This window comes from Massilia hydrophila, from assembly GCF_020208145.1.
Lineage (GTDB): Bacteria > Pseudomonadota > Gammaproteobacteria > Burkholderiales > Burkholderiaceae_D > Telluria > Telluria hydrophila.
In genome coordinates, this window is sequence record NZ_JAHYBX010000001.1 from 736,590 (window position 1) to 754,951 (window position 18,362).

13 protein-coding genes and 3 tRNA genes are annotated in these 18,362 nt (G+C 66.7%); 11 read left to right on the forward strand and 5 right to left on the reverse strand.

From position 1 onward, the window contains the following. Positions 1 to 41 precede the first annotated feature (41 nt). The 3 genes from LE190_RS03325 to LE190_RS03335 all read left to right on the forward strand — a co-directional run bounded on the left by LE190_RS03325 (position 42) and on the right by LE190_RS03335 (position 3,278). Positions 42 to 638, forward strand: a complete 597-nt coding sequence (locus LE190_RS03325; protein WP_225237370.1) for a MarC family protein — start codon at positions 42 to 44, stop codon at positions 636 to 638. 85 nt (positions 639 to 723) lie between these two features. Then, a complete protein-coding gene (locus tag LE190_RS03330) occupies positions 724 to 2,739 on the forward strand; it encodes a hybrid sensor histidine kinase/response regulator (protein ID WP_225237371.1) in 2,016 nt (671 codons plus the stop codon). Positions 2,740 to 2,813: 74 nt separating this feature from the next. Continuing rightward, positions 2,814 to 3,278: an RES family NAD+ phosphorylase gene (locus tag LE190_RS03335; RefSeq protein ID WP_225237372.1), complete on the forward strand. Its 465-nt coding sequence runs from the start codon at positions 2,814 to 2,816 to the stop codon at positions 3,276 to 3,278. 29 nt (positions 3,279 to 3,307) lie between these two features. Here LE190_RS03335 and uvrB read toward each other — a convergent pair whose 3' ends face one another. Next, on the reverse strand, positions 3,308 to 5,404 hold the full coding sequence (gene uvrB / locus LE190_RS03340) for an excinuclease ABC subunit UvrB (protein WP_225237373.1): 2,097 nt from the start codon (positions 5,402 to 5,404) through the stop codon (positions 3,308 to 3,310). A 115-nt stretch (positions 5,405 to 5,519) separates the two neighbouring features. Here uvrB and LE190_RS03345 point away from each other — a divergent pair, with 115 nt between their 5' ends. The 5 genes from LE190_RS03345 to LE190_RS03365 all read left to right on the forward strand — a co-directional run bounded on the left by LE190_RS03345 (position 5,520) and on the right by LE190_RS03365 (position 8,073). Beyond that, on the forward strand, positions 5,520 to 6,731 hold the full coding sequence (locus LE190_RS03345) for an amino acid aminotransferase (protein WP_225237374.1): 1,212 nt from the start codon (positions 5,520 to 5,522) through the stop codon (positions 6,729 to 6,731). A 116-nt stretch (positions 6,732 to 6,847) separates the two neighbouring features. Continuing rightward, positions 6,848 to 6,923: transfer RNA gene (locus tag LE190_RS03350), tRNA-Asn, on the forward strand. Positions 6,924 to 6,979: 56 nt separating this feature from the next. Continuing rightward, the gene (locus tag LE190_RS03355) at positions 6,980 to 7,738 is read left to right on the forward strand and encodes an alpha/beta fold hydrolase (protein ID WP_225237375.1); all 759 of its coding nucleotides are present in this window, start codon (positions 6,980 to 6,982) and stop codon (positions 7,736 to 7,738) included. Positions 7,739 to 7,805: 67 nt separating this feature from the next. After that, positions 7,806 to 7,881, forward strand: a tRNA-Asn gene (locus tag LE190_RS03360). Between the two features lie 116 nt (positions 7,882 to 7,997). Beyond that, positions 7,998 to 8,073 (forward strand) — tRNA-Asn (locus LE190_RS03365). A gap of 85 nt (positions 8,074 to 8,158) precedes the next feature. On the opposite strand, the gene LE190_RS03370 is transcribed toward LE190_RS03365, so the two are convergent. Continuing rightward, positions 8,159 to 8,488 carry a hypothetical protein gene (locus tag LE190_RS03370; RefSeq protein ID WP_225237376.1) on the reverse strand — a complete coding sequence of 110 codons (330 nt, stop codon included), beginning with the start codon at positions 8,486 to 8,488 and terminating at the stop codon, positions 8,159 to 8,161. Between the two features lie 137 nt (positions 8,489 to 8,625). Between LE190_RS03370 and LE190_RS03375 the strand changes: the two genes are divergently transcribed. Next, complete coding sequence (locus LE190_RS03375) at positions 8,626 to 10,332, forward strand: response regulator (protein WP_225237377.1); 1,707 nt, start codon at positions 8,626 to 8,628, stop codon at positions 10,330 to 10,332. On the opposite strand, the gene LE190_RS03380 is transcribed toward LE190_RS03375, so the two are convergent. Together LE190_RS03380 and LE190_RS03385 are read right to left on the reverse strand one after the other, a co-directional pair. Further along, positions 10,314 to 10,769: a response regulator gene (locus tag LE190_RS03380; protein WP_224942561.1), complete on the reverse strand. Its 456-nt coding sequence runs from the start codon at positions 10,767 to 10,769 to the stop codon at positions 10,314 to 10,316. The two genes, LE190_RS03375 and LE190_RS03380, sit on opposite strands and share 19 nt — an antisense overlap. A gap of 8 nt (positions 10,770 to 10,777) precedes the next feature. Further along, complete coding sequence (locus LE190_RS03385) at positions 10,778 to 13,021, reverse strand: ATP-binding protein (RefSeq protein WP_225237378.1); 2,244 nt, start codon at positions 13,019 to 13,021, stop codon at positions 10,778 to 10,780. A 189-nt stretch (positions 13,022 to 13,210) separates the two neighbouring features. On the opposite strand from LE190_RS03385, the gene LE190_RS03390 reads away from it, so the two are divergent. Next, positions 13,211 to 15,127 (forward strand): hybrid sensor histidine kinase/response regulator, encoded by a 1,917-nt coding sequence (locus tag LE190_RS03390; RefSeq protein WP_225237379.1) that lies wholly within the window; start codon positions 13,211 to 13,213, stop codon positions 15,125 to 15,127. Positions 15,128 to 15,160: 33 nt separating this feature from the next. On the opposite strand, the gene LE190_RS03395 is transcribed toward LE190_RS03390, so the two are convergent. Further along, positions 15,161 to 16,417 (reverse strand): dienelactone hydrolase family protein, encoded by a 1,257-nt coding sequence (locus LE190_RS03395; protein WP_225237380.1) that lies wholly within the window; start codon positions 16,415 to 16,417, stop codon positions 15,161 to 15,163. A gap of 265 nt (positions 16,418 to 16,682) precedes the next feature. Between LE190_RS03395 and LE190_RS03400 the strand changes: the two genes are divergently transcribed. Continuing rightward, a complete protein-coding gene (locus LE190_RS03400; RefSeq protein WP_225237381.1) occupies positions 16,683 to 18,353 on the forward strand; it encodes an MFS transporter in 1,671 nt (556 codons plus the stop codon). The last annotated feature ends 9 nt before the right edge of the window (positions 18,354 to 18,362 follow it).

Genomic DNA, 18,362 nt, shown 5'->3' on the forward strand with positions numbered 1-18,362 from the left:
AAGATGCGGCCTGCCGCGCCGGACCCTCGACAATAACAATCATGACCCAAAGTTTTTTCCAGACCTTCATCCTGCTGATCCTGGTGACCGATCCCTTCGGTAACGTGCCGCTGTTCGCGGCCGCCCTGAAGGACGTTCCGGTCCAGCGCCGGCCCCGCATCGTCGTGCGCGAATGCGCGATCGCATTCCTGCTGCTGCTGGTATTCATGTTCTTCGGCCAGCACTTCCTGGCGGCCCTGCACCTGTCGCCGGTGGCGCTGCGCATCGGCGGCGCGGTGATCCTCCTGATCATCGCGATCCGCATGATCTTCCCCCATCCTGACGGCGTGCTCGGCCGCAGTGAAGGGGGCGAGCCTTTCATCGTGCCGCTGGCGATTCCCGCGCTGGCCGGTCCATCGGCGCTGGCCACGGTGCTGCTGTTCAGTTCCGGCAGCCTTGCCGAGACCATGGTGCATGTGGCGGCGCTGGCCGCCGTGGGCGTCGTCTGGCTGGCCGTGTTCCTCAGCGCCGAACGCCTGCAGCAAAAGCTCGGCCCGCAGGTGATGACGGCCTTCGAGCGCCTGATGGGCCTGATCCTGACGGCGATGTCGGTCGAGATGCTGCTGGGCGGTATTCGCGAGTTCGTGCAAACCCTGTGACCGCAGGCGTGCGGAGGCAAGCGACCTCTTTCTGGCACACTCTTGCCAAGACGATCAGTACGGCCAAGGCCATATGCAACAGAGAATGAACAGCGAACACCAGACGCCTTCCGAATGGCTGCCCTTCCTCAGCGGGGGCGGCCAGATGGGCGCCATGATGCGGGCCCATGACTGGTCGGTCTCGCCCCTGGGGCACCCGCGCGGCTGGCCGCAGGCGCTGCGCACGACGGTCGGGCTGATGCTCAATTCGAAGTTCCCCATGTTCGTGGCCTGGGGTCCGGAGCTGGGCTTCCTGTACAACGATTCCTACGCGACCATCCTGGGCGAAAAGCACCCGCAGGCGCTGGGCAGGCGCTTCCACGACATCTGGCGCGAGATCTGGGACGACATCCACCCGCTGATCGTGCGCGCGCTCAAGGGCGAGTCCACCTACATGGACCGGCTGCCGCTGCGCATGAACCGCCATGGCTACGACGAGGACACCTGGTTCCGCTTTTCCTATTCGCCCGTGCGCGACGAGGACGGCACCGTGGCCGGCATGTACTGCGCCTGCGTCGAGATGACCGGCGAAGTGCTGGCGGAACGCTATCGCGAACAGGAGAACCAGCGCCTGATGACGCTGTTCGAGCAGGCGCCCGGCATCTTCGCCGTGCTGCGCGGCCCGGACCACGTGTTCGAGATCGCCAACGAATCCTACCTGCAGCTGATCGGCCGCCGCGAGCTGATCGGCAAGCCGGCGCGCGAGGCCTTGCCCGAAGTGGCCGGGCAGGGTTTCTTCGAACTGCTCGACCAGGTCTACCATTCGGGCGAGCCCTTCGTTGGCCATGCGGTGCCGGTGCGGGTCCAGCGCGACGCCAGCGGGCCGCTGGAAGAGCGCTACGTCGACTTCGTGTACCAGCCGATCCGCGGTCCCAAGGGCGAGGTGGAAGGCATCTTCGTGGAAGGCAGCGATGTCACCGTGCGCAAACGGGTGGAGGATGACCTGCGCGCCGCCAACCGCCAGAAGGACCAGTTCCTGGCGATGCTGGCGCACGAGCTGCGCAACCCGCTGGCCCCGATCACCACCGCCGCCCAGCTGCTGCAGCGCGGCAGCCTCGATCCGCAGCGGGCGCGCCATGCGAGCGAGATCATCGTGCGCCAGGCCGAGCACATGACCGACCTGGTGAACGACCTGCTGGACGTCTCGCGCGTGACGCGCGGACTGGCCGAGATCGAGAAGGAAGACCTGGACGTGGCCAGCATCGTGCACGGCGCCGTGGAGCAGGTGCGGCCGCTGCTGGACGCGAGGCGCCACGCGCTGAGGATCGAGCTGCCGCCGCAGGCTCTGCACGTCTCGGGCGACCGCACGCGCCTGGTGCAGGTGGTGTCCAATATCCTGAACAACGCGGCCAAGTACACCCCTTCCGGCGGCGAGATCGCGCTGCGCGTGCGCAGCGAAGAGGGCGAAGCCGTGATCGCCGTGCGCGACAACGGCCAGGGCATCGACCCCCAGGTGCTGCCCTACATCTTCGACCTGTTCACCCAGGCCGAACGCACCCCCGACCGCTCCCAGGGTGGCCTGGGCATCGGCCTGGCGCTGGTGAAGAGCCTGGTAGCCCTGCATGGCGGCCGGGTGGCCGCCCACAGCGAAGGCGTCAACCACGGCAGCGAATTCGTGGTGCGCCTGCCGCTGCTGCGCGCCGCGCCGGCGCCGGACGCGGGGCGCCCACAAGCGCAGGGGCAGGAAGGCCCGGTGCGGGTGCTGGTGGTCGACGACAATGCCGATGCGGCCCAGATGCTGGCCACCCTGCTGGAGGCGCACGGGCACGCCGTGAGCGTCGAGTACGACGGCACCACCGGCCTGGCACGCGCCCTGCGCGAGCAGCCCGAGGTCATGCTGCTCGATATCGGCTTGCCCGACATGGACGGCCACGAGCTGGCGCGCCGCCTGCGCGCCGCGCCCGATACCGCCGGCGCCTGCCTGATCGCGCTCACCGGCTATGGCCAGAACGAAGACCGCGAACGCGCGCGCGAAGCCGGCTTCGACCGCCACCTGGTCAAGCCGGCCGACCTGTCCGAACTGCTGCACATCCTGGCGGCGGTGCGCGGCACGGGCGGCTGAACGCCCGGCCATCCGTGCGCGGCGCGTGGGCGCGGCCGGTGTAAGCTGAGCCCGGGACAACAACGGGGCAGGTCATGAGAAGCTGGAGAATCGCGGAGCGCGACGTGGCGCTCGACCGCAGCTGCGAAGGCGCGCGCAAGAGCGGGGGACACTGGCACGCCGAGGGCTGCCCGGCGCTGTACGCGGCCATGACGGTGGAGCTGGCGGTGCTGGAAAAATTCGTCCACGCCGAGGGCGACCAGCAGGACCTGGTGCTGGTGGCGGTGGACCTGCCGGACGACCCGGCGCTGGGTCTGGACGTGGCGCGCGATGCGCTACCGGACGGCTGGGACGACCTGGACGACGGCGGCAGCGCTGCCGAATTCGGTACCGCCTTCCTGCAACAGCGCCACCACCTCTACATGCGGGTGCCCTCGGTAATCGTGGGCGAGGGGGGCAACCTGGTCATCAATCCCGCGCATCCGGCGTATGCCCGGGTAAAGCTCAGCATCGCGCGCAGCTACCGCTTCGATCCGCGGATGTTCGGCCGGCCCGCGTAGCATGACCGGCCGCGGGACGGACGGGAACCCTACTTGCCCAGGATCGACACCACGTTGTCCGCCCCCGGCGCCCCGAAGGCCTGCTGCTTGAGCACATGCAGCTGGTCGCGCACCTGCGCCGCCTTTTCGAACTCGAGGTTTTTGGCATGGTCGACCATGAGCTTCTCGAGACGCTTGATCTCCTTGCTGATCTGCTTCTCGCTCATCGACTCGACCTTGGCCGTGGCCGCCTCGTCGACCAGGCCTTCGCCCATCGCCCGTTGCGCGGCGTTGCTGTAGACGCCGTCGATCATGTCCTTGATCTTCTTGTTCACGCCCTTCGGCACGATGCCGTGCGCCTCGTTGAAGGCGATCTGCTTGGCGCGCCGGCGTTCGGTCTCGTCGATCGCCTTCTTCATCGAGTCGGTCATCTGGTCGGCGTACAGGATCGCCACGCCGTTCAGGTTGCGCGCCGCGCGGCCGATGGTCTGAATCAAGCTGCGTTCGGAACGGAGGAAACCTTCCTTGTCCGCATCCAGCACCGCCACCAGCGACACTTCCGGCAAGTCCAGGCCTTCGCGCAGCAGGTTGATGCCGACCACCACATCAAAAGTGCCCAGGCGCAGGTCGCGCAGGATCTCGACGCGCTCCACGGTCTCGATGTCGCTGTGCAGGTAGCGCACCTTGATGCCGTGGTCGCTCAGGTATTCGGTGAGCTGCTCGGCCATGCGCTTGGTCAGCGTGGTCACCAGCACGCGCTCGTCCCTGGCGATGCGGTCGGTGATCTCGCTCATCAGGTCTTCCACCTGCGAGCGGGCCGGCTTGACGATCACTTTCGGGTCGACCAGGCCGGTGGGGCGCACCACCTGCTCGACCACGTTGTCGGCCTTGCCCTTCTCGTACTCGGCCGGGGTGGCCGACACAAAAATGGTCTGGCGCATCTTGTTCTCGAATTCCTCGAACTTCAGCGGCCGGTTGTCCAGCGCCGAGGGCAGGCGGAAGCCATAGTCGACCAGGTTGACCTTGCGCGAGCGGTCGCCGTTGTACATCGCGTTGAGCTGGCCGATCATCACGTGCGACTCGTCCATGAACATCAGCGCGTCCTTGGGCAGGTAGTCGATCAGGGTCGGCGGCGGTTCGCCCGGCATCGAGCCGGACAGATGGCGCGAGTAATTCTCGATGCCCTTGGTAAAACCGATCTCGGCAAGCATCTCGAGGTCGAAGCGGGTGCGCTGCTCGAGGCGCTGTTCCTCGATCAGCTTGTTCTCTTTACGGAAGTACTCGAGGCGGTCGCGCAGCTCGGCCTTGATCGATTCGACCGCGCGCAGCACGGTCGAGCGCGGCGTCACGTAGTGCGAGCCCGGATACACGGTGAAGCGCGGGATCTTCTGCCGCACGCGGCCCGTGAGCGGATCGAACAGCTGCAGCGATTCGATCTCGTCGTCGAACATCTCGACCCGGATCGCCAGTTCCGCGTGCTCGGCCGGGAAGATGTCGATGGTGTCGCCGCGCACGCGGAAGGAACCGCGCGCGAAGTCCATCTCGTTGCGCGTGTACTGCATCTGGATCAGGCGCGCGATGATGTCGCGCTGGGCCACCTTGTCCTTGTGACGCAGCGTCAGGATCATCTTGTGGTATTCGTTCGGGTTACCGATACCGTAGATCGCCGACACGGTGGCGACGATGACGACATCGCGCCGCTCCATCAGCGACTTGGTGCACGACAGGCGCATCTGCTCGATGTGCTCGTTGATCGACGAGTCCTTTTCGATGAACAGGTCGCGCTGCGGCACGTAGGCTTCCGGCTGGTAGTAGTCGTAGTAGGAGACGAAATACTCGACCGCGTTCTGCGGGAAGAACTCGCGGAATTCCGCATACAGCTGGGCCGCCAGCGTCTTGTTCGGCGCAAACACGATGGCCGGACGGCCGGCCTTGGCGATGACGTTCGCCATCGTGTAGGTTTTACCGGAACCGGTCACCCCGAGCAGGGTCTGGTACATCAGGCCGTCGTCGATGCCCTCGATCAGGCCTTCGATCGCGGTCGGCTGGTCACCGGCCGGCGGGAAGGGCTGGTGCAGCTTGAAGGGCGAGCCGGGGTAGGTGATGACGGTGGGTTCCGGAGCGTTTGCGATGGATAAATCAGCCATACTTTCAGACCTTTGCTAGAATGGGAGTCCGCTTGCGGCACTGCAGCATGACTATACAAGCAGTGTCGTTCTCTACAACCGCTGCGAACCCACCGACGAAATCCAGTTTATCACGATGACTTCCACAGCCTCCGCCAGCCTCTTCGGCGCCATCGACATGGCGCCCCGCGACCCGATCCTGGGCATTACCGAAGCGTTCAACGCCGATACCAACCCGGCCAAGATCAACCTGGGCGTCGGCGTCTACTATGACGATAAAGGCAAGGTTCCTTTGCTGCAGTGCGTGCAAAAGGCGGAAGCGAAGCTGATGGAGCAGCCGGCGCCGCGTACCTACCTGCCGATCGAAGGGCTGGCGAGTTACGACAAGGCCGTGCAAGAGTTGGTATTTGGGGCCGACAGCGCCGTAATTCAAGAGAAGCGTGCGGTCACCGTGCAGGCCCTGGGCGGCACCGGCGCGCTCAAGCTGGGCGCCGATTTCCTCAAGCGTTTCGCGCCTGGTTCGGATGTCTACATCAGCGACCCGAGCTGGGAAAACCACCGCGCGCTGTTCGAGAGCGCCGGCTTCACCGTCAACAACTATACCTATTACGACCCGGCTACCCACGGCGTGAATTTCGAGGGCATGCTGGCTTCCTTGAGGGCGATGCCGCGCGGCTCGATCGTCGTGCTGCACGCCTGCTGCCATAACCCGACCGGTGCTGATCTCACCCAGGACCAGTGGACCCAGGTCATCTCGGCCGTCGTCGACAATGGCCTGGTGCCTTTCCTCGACATGGCCTACCAGGGCTTCGGCGCCGGCATCGCGGAAGACGGCGCCGTGGTGCGCCGTTTCGCCGAGACCGGCGTGCCGCTGCTGGTGTCGAACTCGTTCTCGAAGTCCTTCTCGCTGTACGGCGAGCGCGCCGGCGCGCTGTCGATCGTGGCCACCAGCTTTGATGAAGCGGCGCGCGTGCTGTCGCAGCTGAAGCGCGTGATCCGCACCAACTACTCGAACCCGCCGACCCATACGGCCAAGGTAGTCGCGATGGTGCTGTCGACCCCGGAACTGCGCCAGCTGTGGGAAGAGGAACTGGCCGGCATGCGCGTGCGTATCAAGGAAATGCGCGGCGCCATGGTGGAGAAGCTGAAGGAAAAGGCGCCGGGCCACGATTTCGAGTTCGTGCGCGAGCAGGTCGGCATGTTCTCGTACTCGGGCCTGACCAAGGAGCAGGTCGGCAAGCTGCGCGAGCAGTCGATCTATGCGGTGGACACGGGCCGCATCTGCGTGGCGGCCCTGAATTCGACCAATCTCGACCGCGTCGTTGACGCCGTGGCAAAGGTGCTTTAAAATCGCGGCTCTTCGGAATTGCAGCAGTTTCGATTCCGGAGAGCAGCAAAAGTGGCTGTGTGACATGCGCTGAATTTGACAGCGTGGCACTGCAAACATATAATGCTGCAATCAATTCCCTGATAGCTCAGTCGGTAGAGCGACGGACTGTTAATCCGCAGGTCCCTGGTTCGAGTCCAGGTCGGGGAGCCAGAATTCGGAAGGCCACATCGCAGGATGTGGCCTTTTTTGTTTTTCGGGGTCGCCCAGTGAAGCATCTACCATCGAGCAAACGCATCGCCATCGCGGGACAGGTCCTGCGCTTTTCGCTGTCGGAGCAGGGCAGTCCGACCATCGTCCTGCTCGGCGGGTCGGGCAGTGCGCTGGAAACCTGGCACAAGCTGTACCCCGACATCGAGGAGCTCGGCACGGTGCTGGCCTACGACCGCGCCGGGGTGGGCGGCAGCAGCCGGGCGCGCGAAGCACAGCTGGGCACGACCGTGGTCCTGCAGCTGCGCGCGCTGCTTCGCGAATCCGGCGCCAGGCCGCCTTTCCTGCTCGTGGGCCACGCCTTCGGCGGCCTGCATGCGAACCTGTTCGCGCGGCTCTATCCGGAAGAAACCTGCGGCGTGCTGTTCCTGGAAGCGACGGCGCCGGACGACGTGCTGCACCTGAAGCGCCGGCGCTCCTGGTTGCAGCGGGCGGCGGCCGGCCTGCTCGACCGGGTGTCGCCGCTGGACCCGGATGACGAAGTCAGCAACGAAGAAGAGACCGTGGCGGAGATCGCCGAGGCTCCGGACTTCCCGCCAGTACCGGTGACGGTGCTGTCGGGCGCACGGCGCCTGCCGCGCTGGATCGTCTCGCGTGCTGCGGCGCAGGAGCGGGCGCGCAACCAGGACGGCCTGGCGCGCCTGTCGCCGCTGGGCGAGCGGGTGCTGGCCACGCGCAGCGCCCACTTTCCGCAGTCGTCGGAACCGCAGCTGGTGCTGGACAGCCTGGCGGCGCTGGCGCGGCGCGCGAGGCGCTGAGAATCTTGCTTTTCGATAGCATAGTGCTTCGCATAATCGAAAAGCGCTGCTATAATATGGCCTCTTTTCCCTGATAGCTCAGTCGGTAGAGCGACGGACTGTTAATCCGCAGGTCCCTGGTTCGAGTCCAGGTCGGGGAGCCAGAATGCGAAGGGCCGCGTGTGAACGCGGCCCTTCTTGTTTGGTCGTGGCCGGTGCCGGATAGTTTATAAAAGACACTGGTCAAATCCAGACCGGGTCGCTATAATGCGGCCTCCTTTCCCTGATAGCTCAGTCGGTAGAGCGACGGACTGTTAATCCGCAGGTCCCTGGTTCGAGTCCAGGTCGGGGAGCCAGAATACGAAGGGCCGCGTGTGAACGCGGCCCTTTTTGTTTATTCGGCGCGCGTGCCCGGCACCCGCCCGGCCTGCCGCCGCCGTGTCAGCGGAATTTCTTGCGGTTCGATGTGGCGGTGCGGGCATAGAAGCCGGGCGGCTTCTTCGCCACCCAGTCGATGAAGCCCCGTATATCCGCGTGCCCACGCAGCGCGTCCCAGGTGTGGTAGTGCTGCAGCAGTTCGCGTTCGGTCAGGGCGGAATGGATCTTGCGGTGGCAGATTTTATGGATCGGAAACTGCTCCTTGCCCTTGAAGCTTTTCGGAACCAGGTGGTGGCGGTCGATGTTGACGTTTCCCAGCACGCGGCCGCACAGCGGGCAGTGGGCTTCCTGTGCAGGGGGCGTCTCCTGGGGTTCGGCGCGGCGCTTGAACATGGGGACAAGATGGCGCCGGCAGTCCTGAAACGCAAGGCGCACGCCTCAAATCCATCATTTCTGTCCACTCTCCCGAATGTAGTAGAATCAACGCTTACCTTTTTGCAAGATCGTGACGCATCTTCGAGTCCGCCGCAATGATTGACGATCGCCCTGAATGTTCCGTTCTCCTCATCGACGATGAGCCCTTCGCGCAAGACATCATTGCGCACGGCCTGCAGGGCTGCACTGGCCACACCCTGTGCTACGAGTCGAGTCCGGCGCGCGCGGTGGAGGTGGCGCGCGAGGTGCGCGCGACCGTGGTGCTGGTCGACTTGCGCATGCCCGACCTGGACGGGTTCGAGGTGACCGCGCGCCTGCGCGCCCATCCCGACACCGAAGACCTGCCGGTCATCGTGCTCTCCTCCGAAGACGACCCCGACATCAAGGCGCGCGCCTTCGCGGTGGGCGCCAACGACTACCTGGTCAAGTGGCCCGATCCGCGCGAACTGGTGGCGCGGGTGCGCTACCACAGCGGCGCCTGCATCGCGCGGCGCCAGCGCGACGCCGCTTTCGCCTCGCTGCGGGTGAGCCAGGAGCAGCTGGCCGCCAGCCAGTCGGCGCTGCACCAGGCCCAGAAGATGGAAGCGATCGGGCAGCTCACCGGCGGCGTGGCGCACGACTTCAACAATGTCCTGCAGATCATCGGCGGCAACCTGCAGCTGCTGAAACTGGTGGGCAACCTGAGCGACAGCGCGAAAAGCCGGGTCGAGATGGCGCTGTCAGGCGTCGAGCGCGGCGCCAAGCTGGCCGCCCACCTGCTGGCCTTCGCGCGGCGCCAGCCGCTGCAGTCGGTGGTGATCGATCCCGGCCACCTGCTGCGCGAGATGGACGACATGATGCGGCGCGTGCTGGGCCCGAGCGCGCGGGTGGTCACCGAGATCGCGCCCGGCCTGGGCAGCACCATGGTCGACCCGAACCAGCTCAACAATGTACTACTGAACCTGGCGATCAATGCGCGCGACGCCATGGGCGGGGCCGGCACCCTGACCATCCGCGCCTGCAATATCGATGCGCCGGCCGGTGCCGAGCCCGCCTCCGCTCCCGCTTCCGCGCTCCCGGCCGAGATACCGCACGGCCATTTCGTGATGATCGAGGTGGCCGACACCGGCAGGGGCATGGCGCAGGAAGTGCTGCTGCGCGCCTTCGAACCCTTCTTCACCACCAAGCCGACCGGGCAGGGCACGGGCCTGGGCCTGTCGATGGCCTACGGTTTCGTCAAGCAGTCCGGCGGCGAGATCGTGCTGCGCAGCGAACCGGGCCAGGGCACCAGCGTGCGCATCTACCTGCCGCGCAGCGACGCCGCGCCGGCCCCTGTCGAACAGGTGGCCAGCGCGCCGCTCACCGGCGGCCTGGAAACCATCCTGGTGGTCGAGGACGAGCCGGAAGTGCGTTCCTCGACCTGCGGCATCCTGTCCGCGCTCGGCTACGACGTGCTGGAAGCGCCCGATGCCGAGAGCGCGGTGAAGATCATCGAGAGCGGCCGCCATGTGGACCTGGTGTTTTCCGACGTGATCATGCCGGGTCCGGTGAGCAGTCTGCAGCTGGGCGAGATCGCGCGTCGCTGGCTGCCCTGGGTACAGGTGCTGTATACCTCGGGCTATGCGGAAGGGGTGCTGGCGCACGAGGGCAAGCTGGATGCCTCGGTGCACCTGCTGCAGAAGCCCTACCATCCGGACGCGCTGAGCATGCGCATCCGTCACCTGCTGCGTCACGCCAGGCGCGGCCAGCAGGCCGCCGCGCGCCAGGCCGACCTGCACCAGGCGCCGGTTTCAGGCCAGCGTCCTCACTTCGGCTTGACGTAGCGGCGCGAGCCCGGCGGCGGTTCGTTCAGGACCGCCCAGAAGATCCCGAGGTCGGCGATGGCGCGCACGAACTCGGCGAAGTCCACCGGCTTGACCACGTAGGCGTTCACGCCCAGCTCGTAGCTGCGCAGCACGTCCTGCTCTTCCTTCGACGAGGTCAGCATCACCACCGGGATGCTGCGCAGGGCGTCGGTGTCGCGGATTTCCTTCAGCACCTCGAGCCCGTCCACCTTGGGCAGTTTCAGGTCGAGCAGGATCACGGCCGGGTTGCCGGCGATGCGCTGCGCGAACTCGCCGCGCCGGTGCAGGTAGTCCAGGGCTTCGGCGCCATCGCGCACGACCACCACTTCGTTGGCAAGCTGGCTCTTGGCCAGTGCGATCAGGGTCAGTTCGAGGTCGTGGGGATTGTCCTCGACCAGCAGGATGGGCTTGAGCATCGCTTGCCTCAATGGGATGGATGTTTCGGAATGCTGAACGAGAAGGTTGCGCCTTCTCCCTGCTTCGACGCGGCCCAGACGCGGCCGTTGTGGCGCTCGACGATGCGGCGCACGTTGGCCAGGCCGATGCCCGTGCCCTGGAAGTCTTCCATCCGGTGCAGGCGCTGGAATACGCCGAACAGCTTGTGCACGTATTCCATGTTGAAGCCGGCGCCGTTGTCGGCCACGTGGAACACGATGAAGTCCTCGTCTTCTTCGGACGTGATGGTGATGACCGCCGGGTCGCGCCCGCCGGTGAACTTGACCGCGTTCGACAGCAGGTTGAGCAAGGCCAGGTGCAGGAAGCTCGGGTCGGCCCAGACGGACGGCAGCGGCTCGATATGCCAGTCGACGTTGCGGCCCTGCATCTCCATGCCGAGCTTGTCGATGCAGGCGGCCACCAGCTCGTTCATGTCAACCATGGTCGGACGCAGCGCGGCGCGCCCCATCTGCGAGAAGGACAGCAGGTCGTCCACCAGCTTGCCGGCCAGGCGCGCCGATTCCTTGATGTTCTTCAGGAAGCGCTGGCGCCGTTCCGGGTCCTCGGCGCCGCCCGGCTCGAGCAGCAGGTCGGAGAAGCCGACGATGTGGCGCAGCGGCGCACGCAGGTCGTGCGAGACCGAGTACGAGAAGGCTTCCAGTTCCTTGTTGGCGCGCCCCAGTTCTTCCGCCAGTTCGGCCATCTGTTCGGCGCGCTCGAGGGCGATGCCCAGCAGCGCGCTGCGAAATTCCACCGTCAGCTCGATCTCGGCCACGTGCCAGGGCAGGCTGCGTCCGTGGATGGTCTCGCGCCAGGCCTGGAAGCTCAGGCGCGGGGTCAGCTGGGCCGGGTCGGAAGGCGACGCCTGCTTGCCGTGCGGGTTGCCGGCCCACTCGATGGTCTGCACCACCTCCGGGCGGAACCACAGCAGGTAGTGCTGGTGGATGCGCGAGATCGGCAGCGCGAGCAGGCCGCTGGCGTTGCGCACCAGGTCGGCGCCGGGCGCATACGCGTCCTTCAGGTGGTCGGTATGGTAGATGTCGCTGTGGCCGCCGTGCAGCGAGAGCCAGTCGGCCAGGGCGCGGATCTGCGTTTCGTCGGGGGTGTCGCCATAGGTCAGCACGCGGTCGTCGACCACGATCGCGACCCCGCCCGCGCGCGCGAAGCGCAGCAGTTCGGGGAACACGGCGCTCATGTTCTCGAGGAAGTCGGCGCCCTTGGTCAGGCGGCCCAGCATCTCGACCATGATGCGACGCACCTCGAGCCGGAACTGCAGCTCGCTGGCGTCCTCGCGCGATTCGATGCACAGCGCCAGGATCTGGCCCAGCTGCTCGCAGGCGGTGCGCTTGTCGACCGGCACCGGGCAGGGCGCCGCGTTGTGGCACGAGATCAGGCCCCACAGCTTGCCCTTGACCACCAGCGATACCGACATCGAGGCCAGGGTGCCCATGTTGCGCATGTATTGCAGGTGCACCGGCGAGACGCTGCGCAGGGCCGCGAAGGACAGGTCGTTGCGTGCGCCGGTCACGGGATTGAGCTCGGGCACCAGCGGCGCCGGCGTGTAGTTCGCGTCCTGGATCACCCGGATCGGCGACAGCGTGTACAGCGCGCGCGCCTGGGCCGGCACGTCGCTGGCCGGGAAGTGCTGGCCGAGGTAGGAGTCGTAGCCGTCTTCCTTCGATTCGGCCAGCACGCGGCCATGGCCGTCGGCGTCGAACTGGTAGACCAGCACCCGGCCGTAGCCGCTCACCTCGCGCACCCGGCGCGCCGCCAGATCGGAGAGCGCCGGAATCGTCGCGGCCTGGTTGACCTTCACCAGGAAATCGCCCACCAGCGGATAGAGGTTGCGGAAGTCGGCCGCGCGGCGCCGGTTCACGCCCTCGAACTCGAGGATGGTCACCCCGTCCCAGGCGTGCGCCAGCACGTCGAAGTGGGCACCGTTGGCGGTGGTGACGGTGCCGATATAGGACGGACGCGCGATCAGCTCGGTAGCGGCGATCTCGGCCGCGATGCGTTCCATGGCGGCTTCGCCCACCACCGCCGCCAGCGGCAGGCCGACGACGTCGCGCGCCGCCACGCCGGTCCAGTCGGCCAGGTTGGCGCTCGCCTGCAGCACCTGCAGCGCGGACCCGAGCGTCAGCAGGAAGCCATGCGGCTGGATGCTGCCCGGGGTGCGGATCGGTTCATCGGCACAGCGGCTGAGATCGAGGGTGTCGGTGGGGGCCTGGCTCATGGGGGAAGGGCGGGCTGCAAAAGGAACAACGCGCTATTGTAACGTCAAATCCGGCATATCTCTGCAGTCAGGACACAAATTCGGATGGCAATCTGTCTATACAAGTCAAAAGCGAGTCAGGCGGGCGGATGTTTTTTGTCAAGTAGCGCTATGATGCATATTTTGCGATAGCAGACAGGCAGCCGCGCCATGCAAGACCCCCTCAATCCTTCCCTGACCGACGAGCAGCGCCTCCAGTACCTGATCGCGGGCATCAGCGACTACGCCATCTACATGCTCGACCCGTCCGGCCGCATCGCCAGCTGGAACGCGGGCGCGCAGAGCCTGAAGGGCTATGCGCCGCAGGAGATCCTGGGACAGCACTTCTCGCATTTCTACACGCCGGACGACCAGGCCGATGGCCTGCCGGCGCGCGCATTGGCGCATGCGCTGGCGCACGGCAAATACGAGGCCGAGGGCTGGCGCGTGCGCAAGGACGGCAGCCGCTTCTGGGCCAATGTGGTGATCGATGCCATCCACGACGAGCAGGGCAAGCTGCTCGGCTACGCCAAGGTCACCTGCGACGTCACCCAGCGCAAGCAGGCCGAGGATGCGCTGCGCGAGAGCGAACAGCGGTTCCGGCTGCTGGTGCAGGGCGTGACCGACTACGCGATCTACATGCTGTCGCCGGAAGGGGTGGTCACCAACTGGAACGTCGGCGCCGAGCGCATCAAGGGCTATACCCACGACGACATCGTCGGCAGCCACTTCTCGCGCTTCTACACGGACGAGGACCGCGGCGCCGGCCTGCCCGCGCACGCGCTCGGCACCGCCGCGCGCGAGGGGCGCTACGAGGCCGAGGGCTGGCGCCAGCGCAAGGACGGCAGCCGCTTCTGGGCCCACGTGATCATCGACGCGATCCAGGGCGAAGACGGCAAGCTGCTCGGCTTCGCCAAGATCACGCGCGACCTCACCGAGAAGAAGCAGGCCCAGGAAGCGCTGGAACAGGCCCAGCTCGCCCTGTTCCAGTCGCAGAAGATGGAATCGATCGGCCAGCTCACCGGCGGCGTGGCGCACGACTTCAACAACCTGCTGTCGGTGCTGGCCAGCGGCCTCGAGCTACTGAGCCTGAGCCGCAGCGGCAGCGACGCCAAGACGATCGACAGCATGCGGCGCGCCATCGACCGCGGCGCCACGCTCACCCAGCAGCTGCTCGCTTTCGCCCGCCAGCAGCCGCTGCAGCCGGAGACGCGCAGCATCAACCGCCTGATCTCGGGCTTCGAATCCGTGCTGCGCCGCGCCGGCCATTCGGGGATCGAGTTCGAATTCCAGCTCGACCCGCAGGCCGGCAGCGCGGTGGTGGATGCGGCACGCTTCGAATCCGCCCTGCTCAACCTGGTGGTCAACGCCCGCGACGCCATGCCCGAGGGCGGTACCCTGCGGCTGGAAACGGCCCAGGTGGCCCTGGCCGAGGGCGACGTGACGGGGCTGGCGGCGGGGCACTATGTGCGCGTGACCGTGGCCGACACCGGCACCGGCATGACGCCCGAGACGCTGCGGCGCGCCTTCGAACCCTTCTACACCACCAAGGAAACCGGCAAGGGCACCGGCCTTGGGCTGTCGCAGGTGTACGGCTTCATCAAGCAGTCTGGCGGCGAAGTGCTGGTCGACAGCGCACCTGGCGTCGGCACCACGATCACGATCTACCTCCCGGCCGTCGGCACCCAGGACCGCGAAGCGGCGCACGGCGGCAGCGAGACCGTGCTCATCGTCGAGGACGAGCCGGACCTGCTGGACGTGGCCTCGGCCCTGTTCATCAGCATGGGCTACGACGTCGCCACCGCCGCCAGCGGCCAGGAAGCGAAGAACGTGCTGGCCAGCCGCGATGTCGACATCCTGTTTACCGACATCGTCATGCCGGAGGGCGTGAACGGCATCGAGCTGGCCGAGTACACGCGCGCGCACTACCCCGGCGTCAAGCTGATGCTGGCGTCCGGCTACCCGCCGCCCAAGCTCGGCCTCGAGGGCGCGCAGCTGGGCAACTACACCTTCGTGAGCAAGCCCTACCGCCTGTCCGACCTGGCACGCGGGCTGCGTAGCGCCGGGCAGGGCGGGCCTGCGTCCTGAGGATGCCCGGGCCTAGGTCCTTGACCGCGCGGGCTAGTTGGTGGCCTTGTTCGAGCCGATCGAGGTGCTCGGCGCCGCGCCGGCATCGGGCGCGCCCGCCGGGGGCGCGGTGACGGAGGCGGTCATGCTGGCCTTCTCGGCGGCGTCGATGTCGCCGGTCCAGACCACGTAGTCGTCCACTGAGTACAGCCGGCAGGGCTCGCTGCTTTTCGCGGTGCAGGTGGCCAGCGCGCGGCCATCCGGGTCTTCGCCTTCCTCGGCCCAGGTCCAGGCGCCGCTCGGGGCGACCGCGAAGGCGCGCGGCGTCATCTTGGTCAGGTATTCCTGGTAGGCGCGGCGCCCGTTCTCGGACAGGTAGGGCACGGCCTCGACGTCGTCGACCCGGGCATAGTCGGTGCGCGCCGGAGAGGGCGGGGCAGGCACCTCGTGGATTACTTCGGTCGGCATGCCGATCCCCTTCAGGAAGCGCATGGTCTCGTCCAGCCAGACCTTTTCTCCGTCGCGGCTGGCCAGCATGCCATGCGCGTCGCGCTTGAAGGCCGCGAACTCGACCAGGCGCGCGCGCCCGCCGCTGCCCTCGAAGGCGGCATGCATGCGCTGCGCCAGTTCCGGGCCGAACAGGGAGTCGTTCTGGCCATACATCCACAGGGTGGGCAGGGTGGCGCGCGCGCCGTACTCGGAAAACGCGGACACCAGGGCCGTGCGCCAGGCGCAGCGGTCGCTGTCGTCGCGCAGGCCGCCGGCGAAGTTGATCAGGCCCCGTACGCCCGGCTGGTGGCGGGTGCCGAGGGCGATCGTGGCCAGCCCGCCATAGGACTGGCCGGCCACCACGATGCGGCTGGCGTCGACCCAGCGCTGCTGGCGTGCATAGGCCAGGGTGGCGGCGATGTCCTCGGCCTGGGCGTAGCCGTTGGCCTTCATGTCGCAGCCATGGTCGCGGTAGCGGCCGGTCGAGTTGGCGAAGCCCTGGCGCATCGGTACCATTACCGCATAGCCGCGTTTCACGAAGGCGGTGGCCATGTGGTAGAAGCGGTCGCGCTGCTGCAGGCTGGGGCGGCCCGGATCCTTGCCGTGGTTGATGATGATGAGCGGGAAGGGGCCGGGGCCGTTCGGCTGGAACACCGTGGTCTCGAGCATGGCGCGGCCCTGTGGGCCGGCCGGCACCTGCTCGATGTGCTCGTTCATGCGGTAATCGAGCTGCAGCTCCTGCTGGACTGCGATGCCGGGAATCATGGCGGCGGCAGCCAGGACGGCGGCGATCAGGTTTCGTGGCGTGAAACGTGGAAGCATGTTGACTCTGACTCGGCTGCTTGCGATGAGGAACAATTTCCGCATGGCATAAATTGATTCTAAGTACGCAGAAAAGGCAGAGCAATATCAAGTAGTTCAGTTCCGAAGCAAAATTTTCGTGGCGTGCAAAAGTGATCACACCGGCGTGCCCGGCAGCCGGACAGGCGGATGGATGGGCGTCCGACGCGGTTTTTCGCGAGCGGCTATGATGCTCACCTCATGCGCAACTCATGCAAACCTCACAACGAACGGGAAGGAACGGCGGATGAGCAAGTACGCGCCGCGTGAGTGGGCGCCCGACGAAAAGCCGATGCTTCCGGGCTCGCCCTCCACGCCTGCCCATTCGACCCCGCTGCGCTTCGCCTACCTGTTCGTCGGCATCCTGATCACCATCACCGGCGGACTCGGCAACGCCCTGGTATCGGTCAACCTGGTCAACCTGCAGGGCACGCTCGGCGCCTATTCCACCGAGACCGCGTGGCTGCCGGCGGTGTTCGTGATGGCCAATGCCTCGATGAACCTGCTGCTGGTGAAGTTCCGCCAGCAGTTCGGGCTGCGCCTGTTTACCGAGTTCTTCCTGGTGCTGTACGCCCTGGTCACCTTCGCCCACCTGTTCGTGGGCGACCTCGGCTCGGCGATCGCTGTGCGCGCCGCCCATGGCATGCTGGCGGCGGCGGTGTCGCCGCTCGGCCTGTACTATGTGCTGCAGGCTTTCAAGAAGGAGTGGCGCCTGCGCGGGGTGGTGCTGGCGCTCGGCTGCGCCCAGCTGGCCCTGCCGCTGGCCTACCTGTTCTCCGGCGACCTGCTGCAGATCGCCGAGTGGCGCGGCCTGTACATGTTCGAGCTTGGCCTGGCCCTGGTCTCGCTGGGCGCGGTGCTGCTGCTCAAGCTGCCGCCGGGCGACCGCTTCCAGGCCTTCCGGCCGATGGACTTCGTCACCTTCGCCCTGTTCGCGCCCGGCATGGCCCTGCTGTGCGCCGCGATCGCCTTCGGGCGCGTGCTCTGGTGGTTCGAGGCTCCGTGGATCGGCGTGGCGCTGGCCGCCGCCTTCGTCCTGCTGGCGGCCGCCGTGTGCGTCGAGCACAACCGTACCAATCCGCTGCTGAACATCCGCTTCTTTACCAGCGCGAACATCGTGCGCCTGGCGCTGTCGATGCTCCTGGTGCGCATCGTGCTGTCCGAGCAGAGCGTGGGCGCGGTGGGTTTCCTGCGCGCGGTGGGGCTGGACAACGACCAGTTGCAGACCCTGTACGGCATCGTGCTGTGCGCCACCATCGCCGGCGTGGTCGTCTCGGCGCTGACCATCAACGTCGCGCACCTGATGGCGCCACAGGTGATCTCGCTGCTGATCATGGCGCTCGGCGCCTGGATCGACGCCCACGCCAGCAACCAGACCCGCCCCGAGCAGATGTACCTGAGCCAGAGCCTGCTCGCCTTCGGCGGCGCCCTGTTCCTGGGGCCGCTGGTGATCTCGCTGATCGGCAGCGTGATCGCCAATCCCGCCAACCTGATCAGCTTCTCGGTGTTGTTCGGCCTGACGCAGAACCTGGGCAGCCTGCTCGGTTCGGCTCTCGTGGGCACGTTCCAGATCGTGCGCGAGAAATTCCATTCCTCGATCATCGTCGAGCAGCTCAGCAGCCTCGATCCGCTGGTGGCCGGCCGGATCCAGGCCGGCGCCGCCGCCGTGGGCCAGCTGGTGGCCGACCCGGCCGCGCGCACCCGCCAGGGCGTGGCCTCGCTGGCGGCCAGCGCCACCCGCGAAGCCAATATCCTGGCCTACAACGACGTGTTCCTGGTGCTGGCGCTCCTGGCAGCAAGCAGCGCCGCCTGGATCTTCCTGCACGCCGCCTGGCTGCACTATTTCCCCGCTCCCAAGGCCGTGCCGGCGCCGCCGGCGCCGGGGACGCCACCTCCACCCGAACCGGTCACCGACTGAGCCCAAAGC

What these genes read in the sequence shown, in the direction of transcription:
- LE190_RS03325 (WP_225237370.1), top strand. Translation starts at nt 42, where the DNA reads ATGACCCAAAGTTTTTTCCAGACCTTCATCCTGCTGATCCTGGTGACC.
- LE190_RS03330 (WP_225237371.1), top strand. Translation starts at nt 724, where the DNA reads ATGAACAGCGAACACCAGACGCCTTCCGAATGGCTGCCCTTCCTCAGC.
- LE190_RS03335 (WP_225237372.1), top strand. Translation starts at nt 2,814, where the DNA reads ATGAGAAGCTGGAGAATCGCGGAGCGCGACGTGGCGCTCGACCGCAGC.
- uvrB (WP_225237373.1), bottom strand. Translation starts at nt 5,404, where the DNA reads ATGGCTGATTTATCCATCGCAAACGCTCCGGAACCCACCGTCATCACC.
- LE190_RS03345 (WP_225237374.1), top strand. Translation starts at nt 5,520, where the DNA reads ATGACTTCCACAGCCTCCGCCAGCCTCTTCGGCGCCATCGACATGGCG.
- LE190_RS03370 (WP_225237376.1), bottom strand. Translation starts at nt 8,488, where the DNA reads ATGTTCAAGCGCCGCGCCGAACCCCAGGAGACGCCCCCTGCACAGGAA.
- LE190_RS03375 (WP_225237377.1), top strand. Translation starts at nt 8,626, where the DNA reads ATGATTGACGATCGCCCTGAATGTTCCGTTCTCCTCATCGACGATGAG.
- LE190_RS03380 (WP_224942561.1), bottom strand. Translation starts at nt 10,769, where the DNA reads ATGCTCAAGCCCATCCTGCTGGTCGAGGACAATCCCCACGACCTCGAA.
- LE190_RS03385 (WP_225237378.1), bottom strand. Translation starts at nt 13,021, where the DNA reads ATGAGCCAGGCCCCCACCGACACCCTCGATCTCAGCCGCTGTGCCGAT.
- LE190_RS03390 (WP_225237379.1), top strand. Translation starts at nt 13,211, where the DNA reads ATGCAAGACCCCCTCAATCCTTCCCTGACCGACGAGCAGCGCCTCCAG.
- LE190_RS03395 (WP_225237380.1), bottom strand. Translation starts at nt 16,417, where the DNA reads ATGCTTCCACGTTTCACGCCACGAAACCTGATCGCCGCCGTCCTGGCT.
- LE190_RS03400 (WP_225237381.1), top strand. Translation starts at nt 16,683, where the DNA reads ATGAGCAAGTACGCGCCGCGTGAGTGGGCGCCCGACGAAAAGCCGATG.